The following is a 16,493-nucleotide window of genomic DNA, read 5'->3' as shown; positions in this document are numbered from 1 at the left end:
GGCCGCGGCGTTGGCGGCAGGTCCACCGCGTGCCGCGGCGCTCAGCCGAACAGCGAGGCCGTGGTGCCGGCGGCCGCGCCGCCGCCGCCGCGCCGCTCCAGCGCCAGCAGCGCGGCCTTGGTCGGCAGGCCGCCGCCGAAGCCGGTCAGCGCGCCGTTGGCGCCGATCACCCGATGGCAGGGCAGCACGATCGGCAGCGGGTTGCGGCCGTTGGCGGCACCGACCGCGCGCACCGCACGCGGCTGGCCGAGGTGCTGCGCCAACTGCGCGTAGCTCCAGGTCGCGCCGAACGGGATTTCGGCCAGCGCCAGCCACACTCGCCGCTGGAACTCGGTGCCGTGCGGGGCCAGCGGCAGGTCGAAGTGGTCGCGCTCGCCGGCGAAGTAGGCCAGCAACTGCTCGCGCGCGGGGCGTACCGGGGCCGGATCGTGGATCCAGTCGGCGCGCCCGCGGGCGTCGTAGCGGTTCTCCGGGAACAGGATATGGCGCACGCCATCGGCGCCGACGGCGACGGTCAGCTCGCCGATCGGGGTGGCGAAGCGGTCGTAGGACAGCGGGGACGTGGTCATGCGCGGGTCTCCTCGGGAGGATCGTTGGCCAGGTGCCACAGGTGCAGCACCGCGTAGGCGCGCCAGGGCCGCCAGGCCTGCGCGCACGCCTCGGTGGCGCGTTCGCTCAGGCGCGCGCCGCCTGCGCCGAGCATGCGTTGCAGCACCAGGTCGCCGGCCGGGAAGGCGTCGGGCTGGCCGAGCGCGCGCAGGGCGATGTACTGCGCGGTCCAGGCGCCGATGCCGGGCAAGGTGATGGCGTGGGCGACGAAGTCGTCCAGGCGCTGGCCGGCGCGGAAGGACAGGCGGCCGTCCAGCACCGCCTGCGCCAGCGCACGGATCGTCGCCGCCCGCGAGCGTGGCAGGCCGATCGCTTCCAGCGGCGCATCGCGCAAGGCCTGCGGGGTCGGGAAGGCGCGATCCAGCCCCGGTGGCTGGCCGGGCCGCGCGGCGCCATGGCGATCGACCAAACGTGCGGCCAGGGTTGCGGCGCCGGCCACGCTGACCTGCTGGCCGAGCACCGCGCGCACCGCCACTTCGAAGCCGTCCCAGCCGCCCGGCACGCGCAGCCCGGGGCGCCGGGCGATGGCCCGCGCCAGCAGCGGATCCTCGCCGAGCGTGGCGTGCACCGCGCGCAGGTCGGCATCCAGATCGAACACGCGGCGCACCCGGCGCACGATGTCGGGAATGGCGCGCGGATCGGCCGCGGCGATGTGCAGGCGCAGTTCGTGGCGCTGCGGATCGGCTTCGACACGGATGCGGGTGGAGGCTTCGCAGGGACCGAGCACGCGTTCGTAGCTGGTCTCGCCGATGCGCTCGATCCCAGGGATCGCGCGTTTGCGCAGGAACGCCAGCATCGCCGGGAAGTCCAGCGGCGGCCGATAGCCCAGGCGCAGCACCAGGTCGCCGCCGGGGCTCTCGGCGCGCTGCTTGCGGATCGCCGACGGCGGCATGCCGCAGCCGTCGAGGAAGGCGGCATTGAAGCGGCGCAGGCTGTTGAAGCCGGCCGCCAGCGCCACCTGGGTGATCGGCAGCGCGGTCTCGGTCAGCAGTTGCTTGGCCAGCAACAGGCGCCGGGTGGCGTGCACCGCCGCCGGGGTGGCGCCGAGCTGGGCGACGAACAGACGCTGCAGCTGGCGCGCGCTGATCCCCAGTTCGGCGGCCAGCGCGGCGACGCTGGCGTCCTGCAGGGCGCCTTCGGCGATCAGCGCCAGCGCACGCCGCACGACCTCTTCGCCCAGGTGCTGCTGCGCCTCCGGCGACAGTTCGGGGCGGCAGCGCAGGCACGGCCGGTAGCCGGCCGCAGCAGCCGCAGCCGCGCTCGGGTAGTAGCGCACGTTGCTGCGCTTGGGCGGTGGCGCCGGGCACACCGGCCGGCAGTAGATGCCGGTGCTGCGCACGGCGGTGAAGAACACGCCGTCGAAGCGCGCATCGCGCGACTGGCGGGCGCGGTCGTAGAGGGCGTGGTCGGTGGCGGCGAGGGTGGGCATGGCGCCAGTCTAGTCGGCCCCGGCGCGGCGCACTGGCCGTTTTCGGACAGCAATGCCGCCGCGTGCGCATGGCCGCGGCGCCCGCGGTTTAGGCGCAGTTGGGGAGGCTCCGCGCTGCCGCACTAGACTAGGTCCACGGGCGCCTGGCGCCTGGCTTTTTCGTGTTCGCCCTGGATCCCTGCTTGGCCGCTCCGTTCAGACTCTGCTGGTTGTCGCTGTGTTGCCTGGGCCTGTTGGCCTGCGGGCAGCAGCCGGCGTCCGCGCCGCGGACCGTCGCCGACAGCCCCTCCGCCGACGGCGAGCACATGGTCTCGATCGGCGCACCGCCGGCACCGCCACCGCACGCGGCCGTCCCCAAAAAACGCGATCCGCAAGCCTGGGACGAGGCGACCCTGGAGAACGGCGAGGCGTTCATCAGCTGCGATACCGACTATGCCGCCGAGGCCGGCGACGGCCAGCTGCTGGCCGGGCTGGACCGGCCCGCGGTGGAAGCGGCGCTGGCGCCGTGCCGCGAGCGCGGACTGATGCGGGTGCGCTATGTCGGCAAGATCAACGCCGGCTTTGCCGAGATGGTGCGACGCCTGGCCGAGGTGGCCAAACAGACCGGCATCGGCAAGCGCGTGCTCGACCTCGATTCCAGCGGTGGCCAGGTCGAGGCGGCGATTCGCGCCGGCGATGCGATCGGCGAGTCCGGCTGGACCGTGTGGGTGCGCGAGGGCTCGGTCTGCCACAGCGCCTGCGTGTTCGTGCTGGCCGCCGGCGACAACCGGCTGATCTCCGGCAAGGTCGGCATCCACCGGATGATGCGGATCAGTTCCACCGCGACCTCGCGCGCCGAGCTCAATCGCGAACTGCAGGAGGTCTACGGCAACGTCAAGGACTACCTGGAGCGCAACGGCGTGGCGGTGGCGGTGGCGGATCTGATGATGACCGTGCCCAACCGCAGCCTGCGCCTGCTCAGCAACGACGAACTCAAGCAGTACGGGCTCGATGGCACCAACGCGGTGCAGGACGATCTGGAGCGGATCAAGCAATTGCGCAAGTGCGGCGACGATTTCGTGCGGCGCAAGGATGCGTTCCTGGTCGCCTTCGACCAGGAGTGCAAGACCAGGAAGGACGTGGATCTGGAGAGCCTGACCGCCTGCGGCCAGGCGCTGAAGCAGCGCTTCGGGTTCCCGGACCAGGCCTGCCCGATGGAAAGCCCGCTGTCGGAGATCGACGTGGCGACCCTGCCGCTGGCCTCGCCAGGGGCCTGAACGGCGGCTGCGGCGCGTCCCGCGCGTTCACGTGGCACGCATCGATGCGGGACTAGCGTCGCCGCATCACCACCCCGGAGCGCGCGCATGGCCGCCGGAACCCGCTTGATGCTGCGGCTGTATCTGCCCCCGGCGTTGCTGGCGCTGGGGGGCTTCGTGATCGCCGAAGTGCTGCTGCACCTCGCCAACGGCCTGCACGCACCCTGGCTGGCGCGGACCGGCTCGCTGCTGAGCCTGTTCGGCCTGCTCGCGGCCACCGCCTGGGCGCTGTGGGCCAGCTGGCGCGCCTGGCACCGCCAGCGCTACGCCGCCCCGACCGCGGCTGCGGCAGTAGTGAGCGAGACTGCGGTCATGGCGGGCGAAGAGACGCCGTAGGCCGCTGCGCTGGTCCGCACAGGCCGCGTAGACTGCGGCCCTTGCCACCGCCGCTGCCGAGCGATGTCCTTGTCCATCTCCGTCCCGTTCCGCCTCACGCTCGTCCTGCTGGCGCTCGCCGCTGGCGTCGCCTCCGCGCAGACCGCGCCGCCGGCATCGTCCGCGCCCGCGCCGACGACTGCTCCGCCAGCGGCACCCGCTGCACCTGCTGCCGCTCCCGCGGCGGCGCCAAAACCGGCGCCGCGCCATGCCGGCCCCGCCGCGCCCGCGCCCGGACCGCTGGCCAAGCAGGATGCGCAGATGGCCCAGGCCGGGTTGCGCGCCGCGCAGTTGGTCGACGCCGGGCGCACTGGCGAACTGTGGGACGGCGCCTCGGCGGTGGCGAAGAAGGCGGTGACGCGTGCCGTGTTCGTGCGCGAGATCGACGCCGCGCGTGCACGGCTGGGCGCGCTGCTCGGCCGCGGCGTGGCCAGCGTGGCGCGGGTCCAGTACGCCGCCGGCTCGCAGGTGCCGCCGGGCACCTACGTCAACATCAGCTTCCCCAGCCGCTTCGCCAACGCGCCGCAGCCGGTGCGCGAGCTGGTGTCCTTGCGGCTGGACGAGGACAAGACCTGGCGCCTGGTCGGTTATCACGTCGCCATGCCCGATTGAGCGGCATGCTGCGCGCCGTCTTCCCTTTCCCGACGAGGCTCCGATGCCCACCGAAATCCGCATGCTGGCCTGGGCGATCCTGCTCGGGATCGCGCAATTGCTGCTCGCGTCCGCCTTCGTCACCGCGCAGCGCGGCTTGAAGTGGAACGCCGGCGCACGCGATGCGCCGCAGCCGCCGCCGGCCGGCGTGGCCGGGCGCCTGGATCGCGCCCTGCGAAACTTCCTGGAGACCTTCCCGTTCTTCGCCGCCGCGGCGGTGGCGGTGGCGGCACTGGGCAAGGGCGATGCGCACACCGCGTTGTCGGCACAGATCTATGTGTGGGCGCGGGTGGCCTACGTGCCGCTGTACGCGGCCGGCGTGCCGTACGTGCGCAGCCTGGTGTGGGTGGTGTCGCTGTGGGCGATCCTGCAGCTGGTGTGGGCCTTGCTCTGAACCTCGCAGGCTGCGACCGATCGCCGCAGCGCTGATCCAGATCAAGGACGCGGCGCGTGGCGGTCGTATCCTGGCGGTGTCCGATCACGGAGTTGCCGCATGCAAGTGGATATCGCCATCGTCGGGGCCGGTCCTGCCGGCCTGTGCTTCGCCCGCTCGCTGGCCGGCAGCGGCCTGTCGTTGGCGCTGATCGAGCCGCAGCCGCGCGCGGCGCTGGCCGAGGCCGCCTTCGACGGCCGCGAGATCGCCTTGACCCATGCCTCGCGGGCGCTGTTGGAGCAGTTGGACCTGTGGGCACGGATCGACCCGCAGGCGATCGCGCCGCTGCGCGATGCGCGGGTGATGAACGGCTCCTCGCCGTTCGCGCTGACCTTCGCGGCGGGCGAGGGCAGCCGTGGCGACCTGGGCTGGCTGGTGCCCAATCACCTGATCCGCCGCGCCGCGTTCGCCGCGGTGCAGGACCAGCCCGGCCTGACGTGGCTCGACGGGGTCTCGGTGCAGGCGCTGCGCCGCGACGCGCGCCAGGCGCAGCTGCAGCTTTCCGACGGGCGCAGCGTGGCTGCGCGGCTGGTGGTGGCGGCCGACAGCCGTTTTTCCAGCACCCGGCGCATGAGCGGCATTGGCGCGCAGCTGCGCGATTTCGGCCGCACCATGCTGGTATGCCGGATGCGCCATGCGCGTCCGCACCATCAGACCGCCTGGGAGTGGTTCGGCTACGGCCGCACCATGGCGTTGCTGCCGCTGCACGGCAACGTCGCCTCGGCGGTGCTGACCCTGCCGCCGGAGCGCGCGCAGGCGCTGCTGCAGATGGACGAGGCGGCGTTGGGGGCGGAGATCAGCGCCTGCTTCGAGCACCGCCTGGGCGCGATGACCCCGCTGGTGCGACCGCAGGCCTATCCGCTGGTGGCGGTGTATGCGCAGCGCTTCGTCGCCGAGCGCTATGCCTTGATCGGCGATGCCGCGGTGGGCATGCATCCGGTGACCGCGCACGGCTTCAACTTCGGCCTGCAGAGCCAGGCGCGGCTGGCCCGCGCGCTGCACGAGGCGGTGGCGCGCGGTGGCGACATCGCCGCGCCCGCGTTGCTGGCCGGCTACCAGCGCGGGCACCGCCTGGCCACGCGCCCGCTGTACGAGGCGACCAATGCGATCGCCGCGCTGTACACCGACGACCGCCTGCCGGCGCGCGCCCTGCGCAGTGCCGCGTTGCGCGTGGCCGACCGGGTCGCGCCGTTCAAGCGCGCGATCGCCGCGCACCTGACCCAGCGCGTGGCGGCGATGGCGCGCTGAGTTCAGGCCGCGGCGAGCGGAGCGACGCGTCGGCGCATGCGCTGTGGTGCTTGTCGCGCGGGCTGAGCCTGTCGTGCGCTTCCTCGCAGGAGCGGCTTCAGCCGCGACCACGCTTTACCAGGAACGCCCGGTCGCGGCTGAAGCCGCTCCTGCGAGGGGTGGAGGCATGCCTCCTGGGTCCGGCAACCTCAGGAGGGTGAACGCGGTTGCGCCGCACCGGCGACAAGCGAGGCGAGGGCGGTTTGCAGGTCGCCGGAGCGCTGGGCCGCTTCGATCGGGGCGATGGCCCAGGCGCAGCCGGCGTGACGCAGGTGCTGGCGCCAGTCGCCGGGCCAGGCCTCCAGTTCGTCCAGCGCCAGGTGGATGGAGCCGCCGCGCTCGCCATGCCCGCCGCAGATGGATTGGCCCAGGCAGAACGGACGCGCCGCGTCCGGATCGAGCTGCACGATGTACACGTCGTGCCGCGGATGTGCCGCGGACGGCGCGATGTTGCGGGCGCCGAGCTCGATCAGCATCGTCCGGCGCCCCGCGTCGCCCGGCAGCGTCGGCCAGCAAGTGGCAGGCCGCGCGCGCCGATGCCGGTCATGCCTTGCCGAGCACCTGCACCTGCACGTCGCCCAACTGCACCACCTGGCCCGCGCGCACCTTGCAGGCCTTGCGCAGCTCGACCTCGCCGTCCACGCGCACCTGGCCTTCGCTGATCACGGCCTTGGCCGCGCCGCCGCTGTCGCACAGGCCGGTCAGTTTCAACAGGTGCTTGAGTTCCACGTAGTCGCTTTCTAGCTGGAGATCGATGGTCTGCATTGGGGAGCTGCTCGGAAATCGGCGCCCATTGTCGGTCATTCGCGGCAAAACGCCCACCATGTCGATCGTCTGCGCTGACCGGCCGCAGCATTTGGCCGCTGTGTCGGCGCGCCTGTTGCCGGCGCAACGGCCGCGGCCGGCAGTGCGCAGCGGGTCACGCCTGAACGGTGCCGTTCACCTGATTTCGACATGCGGCCCGGCAGAGCGCACAATAGGGGCTTCTTTGCGCCTGCCGGTTCTCTGCGGCGCCCCCGGAGTCTCCCATGTCCCAAGATACCCCCGCGCCGCTGCTGTTCGCAGATCTCGGCCTCTCCCCTGCTGTGATGAAGGCGGTCGCCGACGTCGGCTACGAGTCGCCGTCGCCGATCCAGGCCGCCACCATTCCGGCGCTGCTGACCGGCCGCGATCTGCTCGGCCAGGCGCAGACCGGCACCGGCAAGACCGCCGCATTCGCGCTGCCGATCCTGTCGCGGCTGGATTTCGCCCAGCGCAAGCCGCAGGCGCTGGTGCTGGCGCCGACCCGCGAACTGGCGATCCAGGTGGCCGAAGCGTTCCACCGCTACGCCGCGGCGATCCCCGGCTTCCAGGTGCTGCCGGTGTACGGCGGCCAGCCCTATGTGCAGCAGCTGTCGGCGCTCAAGCGCGGCGTGCACGTGGTGGTGGGCACCCCAGGACGGGTCATCGACCATCTCGATCGCGGCACCCTGGACCTGTCCGAGCTGAAGACGCTGGTGCTGGACGAAGCGGACGAAATGCTGCGCATGGGGTTCATCGACGACGTCGAGGCGGTGCTGAAGAAGCTGCCGGACTCGCGCCAGGTGGCGCTGTTCTCGGCAACCATGCCGCCGGCGATCAAGCGCATCGCGCAGACCTATCTGAACGACCCGGCCGAGGTGATCATCGCCTCCAAGACCACCACCTCGGCCAACATCCGCCAGCGCTACTGGGCGGTGAGCGGACTGCACAAGCTCGACGCGCTGACCCGGATCCTGGAGGTCGAGCCGTTCGATGCGATGATCATCTTCGCCCGCACCAAGGCCGGCACCGACGAGCTGGCGCAGAAGCTGCAGGCGCGCGGCCTGGCCGCGGCGGCGATCAACGGCGACATCCAGCAGGCGCAGCGCGAGCGGGTGATCCAGCAGCTCAAGGACGGCAAGCTCGACATCCTCGTCGCCACCGACGTGGCCGCGCGCGGCCTGGACGTGGAGCGGATCAGCCACGTGCTGAACTACGACATCCCCTACGACACCGAAAGCTACGTGCACCGCATCGGCCGCACCGGCCGGGCCGGGCGCAGCGGCGAGGCGATCCTGTTCGTCAGCCCGCGCGAGCGCGGCATGCTGCGCGCGATCGAGCGCGCCACCCGCCAGCCGATCGAGGAAATGCAGCTGCCCAGCGTGGACGCGGTCAACGACCAGCGCGTGAGCCGCTTCATGGAGAAGATCAGCGAGACCATCGCCGCCGGCGGCATCGACATGTACCGCGACCTGCTGCAGAAGTTCGAGGCCGAGAAGAACGTGCCGATGGTGGAAGTGGCCGCGGCGCTGGCGCGCCTGCTGCAGGGCGAGACGCCGTTGCTGCTGGCCCCGGACCGCCCGCGCCCGCCGCAGGGCGACCGCTTCGAACGCCGCGAGCGGCCCGAGCGCGGCGAGCGCCCGGAGCGCGCCCGCTTCGAGCCGAAGTTCGAGCGCGAGCCGCGCGCACCGCGCCGCGACGACGGCGAGCGCGCCGCCCGTCCGGCCCCGGCCGCGCGCGGCGAGGACTTCGACTACCAGCGCGACGTCGGCAGCTTCGAGGCCCCGCGCCGCGACAAGGCGCCGAAAGCGCCGCGCGGCGCCCCGGAAGTGGGCATGGAGACCTACCGGATCGAGGTCGGCCACCAGCATGGGGTCAAGCCAGCGAACATCGTCGGCGCGATCGCCAACGAAGCCGGGCTGGAGAGCAAGTACATCGGCCGCATCGACATCCACGACGACCACTCGATCCTGGACCTGCCGGCGGACATGCCGCGCGAGCTGCTGACGCATCTGAAGAAGGTCTGGGTCTCCGGCCAGCAACTGCAGATGCGCAAGCTCGACGACGACGCCCCCGGCGGCGCCCCGTTCAAGCCGAAGTTCGCGCGCACCGGCAAGCCCGGCGGCAAGCCCAACGCCGCCGGCCCACGCCCGGCCGGCCGCTTCGCCGCCGACCGCCCGCCGCGCAAGGGGCCGCCGAAGCGCTGAAAGGCCGGGATTCGGGAGTCGGGATTGGGGATTCGTTGTCGCGTTCCCTGATCCCGATGTCTCCGTGCCGTCGGGCAGGTCGCTTCCATGCGGTGACTCGGGCATGCGAGCCGCTGCCCGGTCGACGTCCGCCTGCTGCCTGCCGCTGTTCATTGCCTGACTACTCTTATCGTCGCCGTACGCGATCACGTGCTTTGACGAATCCCCAACCCCCAATCCCCACTCCCCGCCCCATGTCCGTCCGCCTCAACAAGCACATCGCCGAGACCGGTTTTTGCTCGCGCCGCGAGGCCGATCGGCTGATCGCCGCGCGCCGCGTCACCGTCAACGGCCTGCCGGGCGGGGTCGGTTCGGTGGTGGGCGAGGGCGACGAGGTCAAGGTCGATGGGCAGCCGCTGCGCGCGCGCGCCAAGGCCAGGAGCGGGCGCCGCCACGTCTACATCGCGCTGAACAAGCCGGTCGGAGTGACCTGTACCACCGAGAGCGCGGTCAAGGGCAACATCGTCGACTTCGTCGGCCACGAGCAGCGCATCTTCCCGATCGGGCGCCTGGACAAGGAGTCCGAGGGGCTGATCCTGATGACCAGCAACGGCGACATCGTCAACGAGATCCTGCGCGCGGAGAACCGCCACCAGAAGGAGTACCTGGTGGCGGTGAACAAGCCGGTCACCGACGAGTTCCTGCGCGGCATGGCGCGCGGCGTGCGCGTGCACGACCAGATGACCCTGCCGTGCCGCACCGCGCGCATCGCCAAGTTCGGCTTCCGCATCGTGCTGGAGCAAGGGCTCAACCGGCAGATCCGGTTGATGGCGGCGGCGTTCGACTACCGTGTCACCCAGTTGCGCCGCGTGCGCATCGACAACATCAAGCTCGGCGCTCTGAAGCCGGGCCAGTGGCGCAATCTTACCGAGCAGGAACTGCACGGCCTGCTGCCGCAGCGCCAGGAGTGGTAACCGCGTCTCAGTGTCCGCGGCCGGCCGCCGCCGCGCCGGCCAGGGCTGGCGTCCGCCACGGATTTGGCCATACTGCGCAACGCGAACCAACGCCGCCGCTGGGTACCCCGTGATCAAGCCCCGCAAGCCCGACAACGAAGCCGCACGCCTGCAGGCGCTGCATGCGCTGCAGATCCTCGATACCGAACCGGAAGCGTCCTACGACGATCTGGTCGACATCGCCGCCAAGCTGTGCGGCACGCCCTCGGCGCTGATCTCGCTGGTGGACGACGAGCGGCAATGGCTGAAGGCGCAGCGCAACGTCTGCCTGTTGAGCAATGCGCGCGACGAGTCGTTCTGCGGGCACACCATCCTGACCCCGGAGCAGGTCATGATGGTCGCCGACGCCACCGCCGATGCGCGCTTCCAGAACAATCCCCTGGTCACCGAGGGTGGGGTGCGGTTCTACGCCGGCGCACCGCTGCTGACCCGCGACGGCCTGCCGGTCGGCACCGTGTGCGTGCTCGACAATGAGCCGCGCACCCTCCAGCCCGAACAGCTGGCGGCGCTGCAGGCGTTGTCGCGGCAGGTGATGCAACTGATCGAGCTGCGCCGCGCCACCCATGCGCTGGCGCTGCAACTGCGCGAACGCGCCTGGTACGAGCAGCAGTTGCTGCAGTACCAGCATTCGCTGGAATCGCTCAACGCCGAACTACTGGAGCAGGCGCGCACCGATCCGCTGACCGGCCTGCTCAACCGCCGCGCCTTCGCCACCGCGCTGATGATCCATGCCGAGGCGGCGCAACTGGGCACCGCGCCGCTCAGCGTGGCGATCCTGGACCTGGATTACTTCAAGAGCGTCAACGACCTGCACGGCCACGACAAGGGCGACGAGGTGCTGCTGGCGCTGGCCGACATGCTGCGTGCGCGCATCCCGCCGGACAGCGTGGTGGCGCGCTACGGCGGCGGCGAGTTCGCGTTGTTGCTGCCCGGTCTGGACCCGGCACAGGCGATGCGCACCTGCGAGCGCCTGCGCCAGGACACCAGTCTGCTGCAATTGGGCATACCGCTGACCGCCAGCATCGGCGTGGCCACGCTGCAGGGCCACGAGACTGCCGAAGACCTGCTCAAGCGCGCCGACCACGGCCTGTTCCAGGCCAAGCGTGCCGGCCGCGATTGCGTGTCGCTGGCGGCGTAGGCACGCCACCTCGCGAACTCGGATGACGCAAGGCGCCTTCGCGCCGTACCCTCACCCCAACCCCTCTCCCGGCGGGAGAGGGCTATTTCCGGAGCATGCGGCGCCCTTCGCGTTGGGCCTGCGGCCATGCCGCACATGCACAGAAACGGGCCAATCCCGAATCCCCAATCCCCAATCCCGGAGTGAGCGCCGCCGGGCTCACTCCACCACGTGCTTCGCCTCGCAGGTCGCCAGCAGTTCCGGGTGCTGCACCGCGCGCGTGCGGGTCAGCAGCGGATGCAGGAACACCGCGCCCAGGATCACCGCCACGCCGAGATAGAACAGCCCGGTGAGCTGGCGTTGCTCGTCCAGCAGCACGATCGCGAATACGATCGCGTAGACCGGTTCCAGGTTGGTGACCAGTTGCACCGCATAGGCGCTGAGCCGGCGCAGCGCGACCAGGGCCAGGGCGAACGGCAGCAGCGTGCACAGCAGCGCCAGCGCCAGCAGCAGCGCGGTGTCGTGCAGGCTGGGCAGCACCAGCAACGGTCCGCTCAGGGCCGGCAGCACGAACGGCAGCAACGGCGCCAGTGCGGTCAGGGTCAGGGTGCCGGCGCCCAGTTCCAGTGCGGTCACGGTCAGCGGATCGGCATGGTCGACCAGGCGCTTGTTGAGCGAGCCGAAGGCCGCCACCAGCAGCGCCGACACCGCCCCGACCGCGACGCCGGCGCGCATCCCGTGCGGCACCCCGCCGACCACCAGGGCCACGCCCGGCAGCACCGCCAGGCCGAAGGCCAGTTCGCTGGGGCGGAATGGCCGCTTGGCCACCCACGGTTCGATCACCGCGGTGAACACCGGCGCCAGCGCGATGCAGGTCGCCGCGACCGAGGCGTTGGCCAGCTTGATCGCGCCATAGAAGGTCAGCCAGTGCAGGCCGACCAGGGCGCCGACGATGGCATAGCCCAGCGCCAGTTTCGGCGTCAGCGCCGCCAGTCCGCGCCATACCCGCGGCAGCAGCGCCAGCGCGGCCACCACCATCAGCATCCGCCACCACACCAGCGGCAGCGCGGGCAGGGTGATCAGCTTGCCGAGAATCGCGGTGATCCCCCACAGCAGGACGCAGAAATGGATTTGCAGCTGGGCTTTGGTGGTGGGGTGCATCGGCATCGGCGTATTGTCGCGCAAAGCGCGGCGCGACGGTCGCCCATGGGCACGCGCGGGTCAGGCGTCCGCTGCGGGCGGCGGCGCGGTCCGCGCCATCCTGCGCGCATAGGCGGCGGTGAGTGGCGGCACCAGCAGCGCCGTCACCACCACCGACGTCGCCACCAATGCGGTCGCGGCCGGCGCGGTGGCGCGGAACTGCGGCGCCACCGCCGCCACCAGCGCCGGCGTGGCGACCGCCGCGCCGGCGGTGCTGGACGCGGCGAGGCCGGCGCTGCCGTTGCCGCCGGCCAGCCAGCGATCGGCCAGCAGCAGCGGGATCCCGGTCGCCACGATCACCAGCAGGCCGAGCGCGACCCCTGCCAGGCCGGCGTGCGCGACCAGGCGCAGGTCCAGGGTGTTGCCCAGGGCGAAGGCGAAGAACGGGATCAGCGCCGGCACCGCCCGCGCGAACAGGGCACGCAGCGCCGGATCCAGATTGCCGAGCGCAAAACCGGCCAGCAGCGGCAGCACCGCGCCCAGCAGCAGGCGCGGCTCGAAGCTGGCGACGCCGGCGGTGCCGAGGATCAGCATGGTCATCAGCGGCCCGGATTCCAGCGACATCAGCGCCATCGCGCCGGCCTCGCCGCGGCGGCCGTACTGCTGCATCAGCGCGGCGAACAGGCCGGCATTGGTCATGTCCATCGCCGCGACCAGCGCCAGCACCGACATGCCGCTCCACATGCCGGCGACGATGCCGCCCGGCGGCAGCAGGCGCGCGGCGATCACCGCGGTGATCCACGCCACCGCGAGCTTGGTCAGCACCAGCACGCCGGAGGCACGCAGCACGCGGCCGCCACTGCGCAGCCGGATCGAGGCGCCCAGGCAGAAGCACCACACCGCCAGGATGGGCACCAGCCCGCCGATCAGGCCCTGGGTGAACGAGCCGAACCAGGCGCCAGCCTGCGGCCACACGGTGTGGCAGAGGGCGCCGAGCAACAGCGGCGCCAGCATCATGCCGCCGGGAAGACGTTCGAGCGTGCGCTTGATCCGCATCGATGGACTCCGCGTGTGTAGGCGCGGCCCGCGGCCGCGGCCCGGCGACGGCGCCGGACGGGCGGTGTTGTACCGCAGCGCGGCGACCGCCAGGTGTCGACGGGCGCGCGCAGTCCGGGCCCGGTTCAGGCGTCTTGCGACCGTCGCGTCGCCGGTCGCGCTTGCGCTGTGCCGCACGTCGTCTGCGTGCGGCCGAATGCGTCACGCCTTGGCGGCGGACCCCAAAATCTTCAGCAATGCGATCGCCGCGGCGGGATTGCGTTCCTTGGCGGCGCTGATGAAGTAGACGAAGACCTCGCGCGGCGTGGTCTTGGCCACCGTCGCATCGGCATGCGGCAGCGCCTGCGGATCCTCGCCGCGGCGCCAGGCCTGCGCGTGCGCGGCCCAGGCCTGCAGTTCCTTGGGCGGGTAGCCATGGGCGAGGTCGGCGCGACTGCGCATCAGCCGCGCATAGACGAAGTCGGTGCTCAGGTCGGCGAAGGAGGGGAATTCGGGCGAATCGGTGAACACCGTGGCCACGCCGTGCCGGCGGGTCAGTTGCAGCAGTTCCGGGCCGACGCAGGCCGGATCGCGCACTTCCAGCACGTGGCGCAGCCGGTGTCCGCCGGCCTTGCGCGGCAGCAGGTCCAGGAATGCGGCCAGGTCGTCCAGGTCCAGGCGATGGCCGTGCTCGAACTGCCACAGCAGCGGGCCGAGGCGGTCGCCGAGGCTGGCGATGCCGCCGACGAAGTCCTCGATCTGCGTGCCGGCACCGGCCAGCCGCCGCAGCGTGGTGATGCGCTTGGGCGCCTTGGCCGAGAACAGGAAGCCCGGCGGCGTCTCGTCGCGCCAGCGCGCATAGGTCTCCGGCTTCTGCGCGCCATAGTAGGTGCCGTTGATCTCGATGCTGGTGACGTGGCGACTGGCGTATTCCAGCTCGCGGCGCTGCACCAGGCCCTGCGGATAGAACATGCCGCCGCGCCACGGCGCATAGGTCCAGCCGCCGATGCCGACGCGGATGCCGTCCGGCGCGGCCGGGGCGGAGTCGAAGAGGTCGTTCATGCGGGCGTGTCCGGCTGCAGGCGGGCGGCGATTGTGCCGCAGCGCGGCGTTGCGGGGTGTCGTCGCGGAAGCAGGGGCTGGATGTGTCGTGGCGGTGGCGGCCACGGCCTGTGTGAGGGTTCTGGCGTGCGCGAGGGCGTGTGGGGTGCCGGCGTGCGCCTGCGCGGCAAAAGCGGGACGCGGTTGTGGCGTCGCGCTGCCTGGCTTTTCAACGTGGGCCGTCAGCGCAGGCACCGGTCGGGGCGGCACGCGCACTCGGCACTCGCCGCCCCTGTGGGCCTGCCGCAAGTGCCTGACAGGCTCTACACTCGGCCGGGACGCGTGCGGCTGCGCGCGGCCTTGGTTTCCCTTCTTCAGGAGCGACGCAGTTGAAGAGCATCTCGATGGGCTGCGGCCTGTTGCTGGCGATGAGCGCCACCGTGCAGGCGCAGGCGCCTGTTCCCGCCGCGGCTCCCGCACCGGCCCCGGCCGCCTTGCCGCCGGGGCTGCAGGACCTGGATGCGCAGGTGGAGCGCGTGCGCAAGCAGTTCGACGTGCCGGGCATCGCCATCGCCATCGTCAAGGACGGGAAGGTGGTGCTGGAGCGCGGCTACGGCGTGCGCGAACTCGGCAAGCCGGAACCGGTGGACGCGCAGACCCTGTTCGCCATCGCCTCCAATACCAAGGCCTTCACCTCCGCGGCGCTGTCGATCCTGGCAGACGAAGGCAAGCTCAAGCTCGAGGACCGGGTGGTGGACCACCTGCCGTGGTTCCAGATGTCCGATGCCTACGTCACCCGCGAGATGCGCGTGCGCGACCTGCTCAGCCACCGCAGCGGCCTGAGCCTGGGGGCGGGCGACCTGCTGTTCTGGCCGGCCACCAGCTACAGCAACGAAGAGGTGGTGCGGCGCCTGGCGCACGTGCCGCTGAAGGGCGGCTTCCGCGACCGCTACGCGTACGACAACATCCTGTACGCGGTGGCGCAGAAGCTGATCGAGCAGGTCTCCGGGCAGAGCTACGCCGACTTCGTACGCCAGCGCATCTTCGTGCCGGTGGGCATGACCGGCGCGCGCATCAACAGCGACCACCTCCAGCCGGGCGATGCAGCCGCGGTCGGCCATGCCAAGTTCGATTTCCGCGAGCTGCGCACGGTGGCGCCGCTGACCTGGTCCAACAATTCCGGCGCCGGCGGCATCTACGCCAACGTGCACGACATGGCCAAGTGGATGCAGGTGCAGCTCGACGGCGGCCGCCTGCCGGCGGCCGATGGCCAGGCGCGGCAGTTGTTCAGTGCGCAGCGCCAGCAGGAGATGTGGCAGATGATCACGCCGATCGCGATCTCCGAGCCGAGCGTGCCGGAACTGCTGCCGGCCAAGCCGAACTTCGCCGGCTACGGCGAGGGCTGGAGCCTGAGCGACTACCGTGGCGCCAAGCTGGTCTGGCACACCGGCGGCTGGCCGGGCATGGTCTCGCGGCTGACCCTGGTGCCCGAGCGCAAGCTGGGCGTGATCGTGCTGACCAACCAGGAGGTCGGCGCCGCCTTCAACGCGATCACCCTGCGGGTGCTGGACGCCTACCTGGGCGCGCCGGCGACCGACTGGACCGCCGCCTACGCCAAGGCCGTGGCCAAGGCCGACGCCAACGCCGACGAGGACTGGGCCAAGCACGTCGCGGCCCGCGACGCCAAGTCCACCCCGTCGCTGCCGCTGTCCGGCTACGCCGGCACCTACCGCGACCCGTGGTACGGCGACGTGGTGCTGCGCCAGCAGGGCAAGCGCCTGGAGCTGCAGTTCAGCAAGACCGCGCAACTGGTCGGCACCCTGGAGCACTGGCAGCACGACACCTTCATCGTGCGCTGGCGCGACCGCTCGCTCAACGCCGATGCCTTCATCAACTTCGCGCTCACGCCCGACGGCAAGGTACGCGAGGCACGCATGCAGGCGATCTCGCCGCTGACCGATTTCAGCTTCGATTTCCAGGATCTGGTGCTGACGCCGGAGTGAAGGCAGGGATTGGGGAGTAGGGATTCGGGATTCGTAGGAGCGGCTTCAGCCGCGACTGGGCTTTGCCGGCAAAGCCCGGTCGCGGCTGAAGCCGCTCCT

16 protein-coding genes are annotated in these 16,493 nt (G+C 71.5%); 9 read left to right on the top strand and 7 right to left on the bottom strand.

Going from position 1 to position 16,493, the window contains the following annotated elements:
* Positions 1–41 precede the first annotated feature (41 nt).
* Together NUG21_RS12775 and NUG21_RS12770 are read right to left on the bottom strand one after the other, a co-directional pair.
* Positions 42–569, bottom strand: a complete 528-nt coding sequence (locus NUG21_RS12775) for a methylated-DNA--[protein]-cysteine S-methyltransferase (RefSeq protein ID WP_160948182.1) — start codon at positions 567–569, stop codon at positions 42–44.
* Positions 566–2,038: a DNA-3-methyladenine glycosylase 2 family protein gene (locus NUG21_RS12770; protein WP_263391053.1), complete on the bottom strand. Its 1,473-nt coding sequence runs from the start codon at positions 2,036–2,038 to the stop codon at positions 566–568. The genes NUG21_RS12775 and NUG21_RS12770 overlap by 4 nt, the downstream gene beginning before the upstream one ends.
* A gap of 224 nt (positions 2,039–2,262) precedes the next feature.
* Between NUG21_RS12770 and NUG21_RS12765 the strand changes: the two genes are divergently transcribed.
* The 5 genes from NUG21_RS12765 (at position 2,263) to ubiM (ending at position 6,040) form a co-directional block, all read left to right on the top strand.
* On the top strand, positions 2,263–3,294 hold the full coding sequence (locus NUG21_RS12765; RefSeq protein ID WP_263393078.1) for a COG3904 family protein: 1,032 nt from the start codon (positions 2,263–2,265) through the stop codon (positions 3,292–3,294).
* Positions 3,295–3,381: 87 nt separating this feature from the next.
* The gene (locus tag NUG21_RS12760) at positions 3,382–3,669 is read left to right on the top strand and encodes a hypothetical protein (protein WP_263391052.1); all 288 of its coding nucleotides are present in this window, start codon (positions 3,382–3,384) and stop codon (positions 3,667–3,669) included.
* 63 nt (positions 3,670–3,732) lie between these two features.
* Positions 3,733–4,320: a DUF4019 domain-containing protein gene (locus tag NUG21_RS12755; protein ID WP_263391051.1), complete on the top strand. Its 588-nt coding sequence runs from the start codon at positions 3,733–3,735 to the stop codon at positions 4,318–4,320.
* 43 nt (positions 4,321–4,363) lie between these two features.
* Positions 4,364–4,753, top strand: coding sequence for an MAPEG family protein (locus tag NUG21_RS12750; protein WP_242081181.1), 390 nt, complete (start codon positions 4,364–4,366; stop codon positions 4,751–4,753).
* 99 nt (positions 4,754–4,852) lie between these two features.
* Positions 4,853–6,040, top strand: coding sequence for a 5-demethoxyubiquinol-8 5-hydroxylase UbiM (gene ubiM / locus NUG21_RS12745; RefSeq protein ID WP_263391050.1), 1,188 nt, complete (start codon positions 4,853–4,855; stop codon positions 6,038–6,040).
* Between the two features lie 188 nt (positions 6,041–6,228).
* Here the strand turns inward: ubiM and NUG21_RS12740 are convergent, their stop codons facing one another.
* Both NUG21_RS12740 and NUG21_RS12735 read right to left on the bottom strand, forming a co-directional pair.
* Positions 6,229–6,555, bottom strand: a complete 327-nt coding sequence (locus NUG21_RS12740) for a hypothetical protein (protein ID WP_263391049.1) — start codon at positions 6,553–6,555, stop codon at positions 6,229–6,231.
* A gap of 67 nt (positions 6,556–6,622) precedes the next feature.
* Positions 6,623–6,844, bottom strand: a complete 222-nt coding sequence (locus tag NUG21_RS12735) for an RNA-binding S4 domain-containing protein (RefSeq protein ID WP_017909138.1) — start codon at positions 6,842–6,844, stop codon at positions 6,623–6,625.
* A 263-nt stretch (positions 6,845–7,107) separates the two neighbouring features.
* On the opposite strand from NUG21_RS12735, the gene NUG21_RS12730 reads away from it, so the two are divergent.
* The 3 genes from NUG21_RS12730 to NUG21_RS12720 all read left to right on the top strand — a co-directional run bounded on the left by NUG21_RS12730 (position 7,108) and on the right by NUG21_RS12720 (position 11,196).
* The gene (locus NUG21_RS12730) at positions 7,108–9,066 is read left to right on the top strand and encodes a DEAD/DEAH box helicase (RefSeq protein ID WP_263391048.1); all 1,959 of its coding nucleotides are present in this window, start codon (positions 7,108–7,110) and stop codon (positions 9,064–9,066) included.
* 233 nt (positions 9,067–9,299) lie between these two features.
* On the top strand, positions 9,300–10,019 hold the full coding sequence (locus NUG21_RS12725; protein ID WP_160948463.1) for a pseudouridine synthase: 720 nt from the start codon (positions 9,300–9,302) through the stop codon (positions 10,017–10,019).
* Between the two features lie 109 nt (positions 10,020–10,128).
* Positions 10,129–11,196 carry a sensor domain-containing diguanylate cyclase gene (locus NUG21_RS12720; RefSeq protein WP_263391047.1) on the top strand — a complete coding sequence of 356 codons (1,068 nt, stop codon included), beginning with the start codon at positions 10,129–10,131 and terminating at the stop codon, positions 11,194–11,196.
* A 198-nt stretch (positions 11,197–11,394) separates the two neighbouring features.
* On the opposite strand, the gene NUG21_RS12715 is transcribed toward NUG21_RS12720, so the two are convergent.
* The 3 genes from NUG21_RS12715 to NUG21_RS12705 all read right to left on the bottom strand — a co-directional run bounded on the left by NUG21_RS12715 (position 11,395) and on the right by NUG21_RS12705 (position 14,412).
* A complete protein-coding gene (locus tag NUG21_RS12715; protein WP_263391046.1) occupies positions 11,395–12,342 on the bottom strand; it encodes a DMT family transporter in 948 nt (315 codons plus the stop codon).
* Between the two features lie 54 nt (positions 12,343–12,396).
* Positions 12,397–13,371 carry a 2-keto-3-deoxygluconate permease gene (locus tag NUG21_RS12710; protein WP_184502460.1) on the bottom strand — a complete coding sequence of 325 codons (975 nt, stop codon included), beginning with the start codon at positions 13,369–13,371 and terminating at the stop codon, positions 12,397–12,399.
* Positions 13,372–13,572: 201 nt separating this feature from the next.
* On the bottom strand, positions 13,573–14,412 hold the full coding sequence (locus NUG21_RS12705; RefSeq protein ID WP_263391045.1) for a DUF72 domain-containing protein: 840 nt from the start codon (positions 14,410–14,412) through the stop codon (positions 13,573–13,575).
* A gap of 368 nt (positions 14,413–14,780) precedes the next feature.
* Between NUG21_RS12705 and NUG21_RS12700 the strand changes: the two genes are divergently transcribed.
* On the top strand, positions 14,781–16,394 hold the full coding sequence (locus tag NUG21_RS12700; protein ID WP_263391044.1) for a serine hydrolase: 1,614 nt from the start codon (positions 14,781–14,783) through the stop codon (positions 16,392–16,394).
* Positions 16,395–16,493: the final 99 nt, after the last annotated feature.

The sequence above is a fragment of the Xanthomonas sp. CFBP 8445 genome, from assembly GCF_025666235.1.
Lineage (GTDB): Bacteria > Pseudomonadota > Gammaproteobacteria > Xanthomonadales > Xanthomonadaceae > Xanthomonas_A > Xanthomonas_A indica.
Note: the sequence above shows the minus strand (reverse complement) of the source record. Positions and strands in the feature narration are given on the sequence as shown.

Excerpts from the sequence above, each read along its gene's own strand:
- ubiM (WP_263391050.1), top strand. The coding sequence starts at position 4,853 with ATGCAAGTGGATATCGCCATCGTCGGGGCCGGTCCTGCCGGCCTGTGC.
- NUG21_RS12715 (WP_263391046.1), bottom strand. The coding sequence starts at position 12,342 with ATGCCGATGCACCCCACCACCAAAGCCCAGCTGCAAATCCATTTCTGC.
- NUG21_RS12725 (WP_160948463.1), top strand. The coding sequence starts at position 9,300 with ATGTCCGTCCGCCTCAACAAGCACATCGCCGAGACCGGTTTTTGCTCG.
- NUG21_RS12735 (WP_017909138.1), bottom strand. The coding sequence starts at position 6,844 with ATGCAGACCATCGATCTCCAGCTAGAAAGCGACTACGTGGAACTCAAG.
- NUG21_RS12740 (WP_263391049.1), bottom strand. The coding sequence starts at position 6,555 with ATGCTGATCGAGCTCGGCGCCCGCAACATCGCGCCGTCCGCGGCACAT.
- NUG21_RS12760 (WP_263391052.1), top strand. The coding sequence starts at position 3,382 with ATGGCCGCCGGAACCCGCTTGATGCTGCGGCTGTATCTGCCCCCGGCG.
- NUG21_RS12710 (WP_184502460.1), bottom strand. The coding sequence starts at position 13,371 with ATGCGGATCAAGCGCACGCTCGAACGTCTTCCCGGCGGCATGATGCTG.
- NUG21_RS12705 (WP_263391045.1), bottom strand. The coding sequence starts at position 14,412 with ATGAACGACCTCTTCGACTCCGCCCCGGCCGCGCCGGACGGCATCCGC.
- NUG21_RS12755 (WP_263391051.1), top strand. The coding sequence starts at position 3,733 with ATGTCCTTGTCCATCTCCGTCCCGTTCCGCCTCACGCTCGTCCTGCTG.
- NUG21_RS12730 (WP_263391048.1), top strand. The coding sequence starts at position 7,108 with ATGTCCCAAGATACCCCCGCGCCGCTGCTGTTCGCAGATCTCGGCCTC.
- NUG21_RS12775 (WP_160948182.1), bottom strand. The coding sequence starts at position 569 with ATGACCACGTCCCCGCTGTCCTACGACCGCTTCGCCACCCCGATCGGC.
- NUG21_RS12750 (WP_242081181.1), top strand. The coding sequence starts at position 4,364 with ATGCCCACCGAAATCCGCATGCTGGCCTGGGCGATCCTGCTCGGGATC.
- NUG21_RS12770 (WP_263391053.1), bottom strand. The coding sequence starts at position 2,038 with ATGCCCACCCTCGCCGCCACCGACCACGCCCTCTACGACCGCGCCCGC.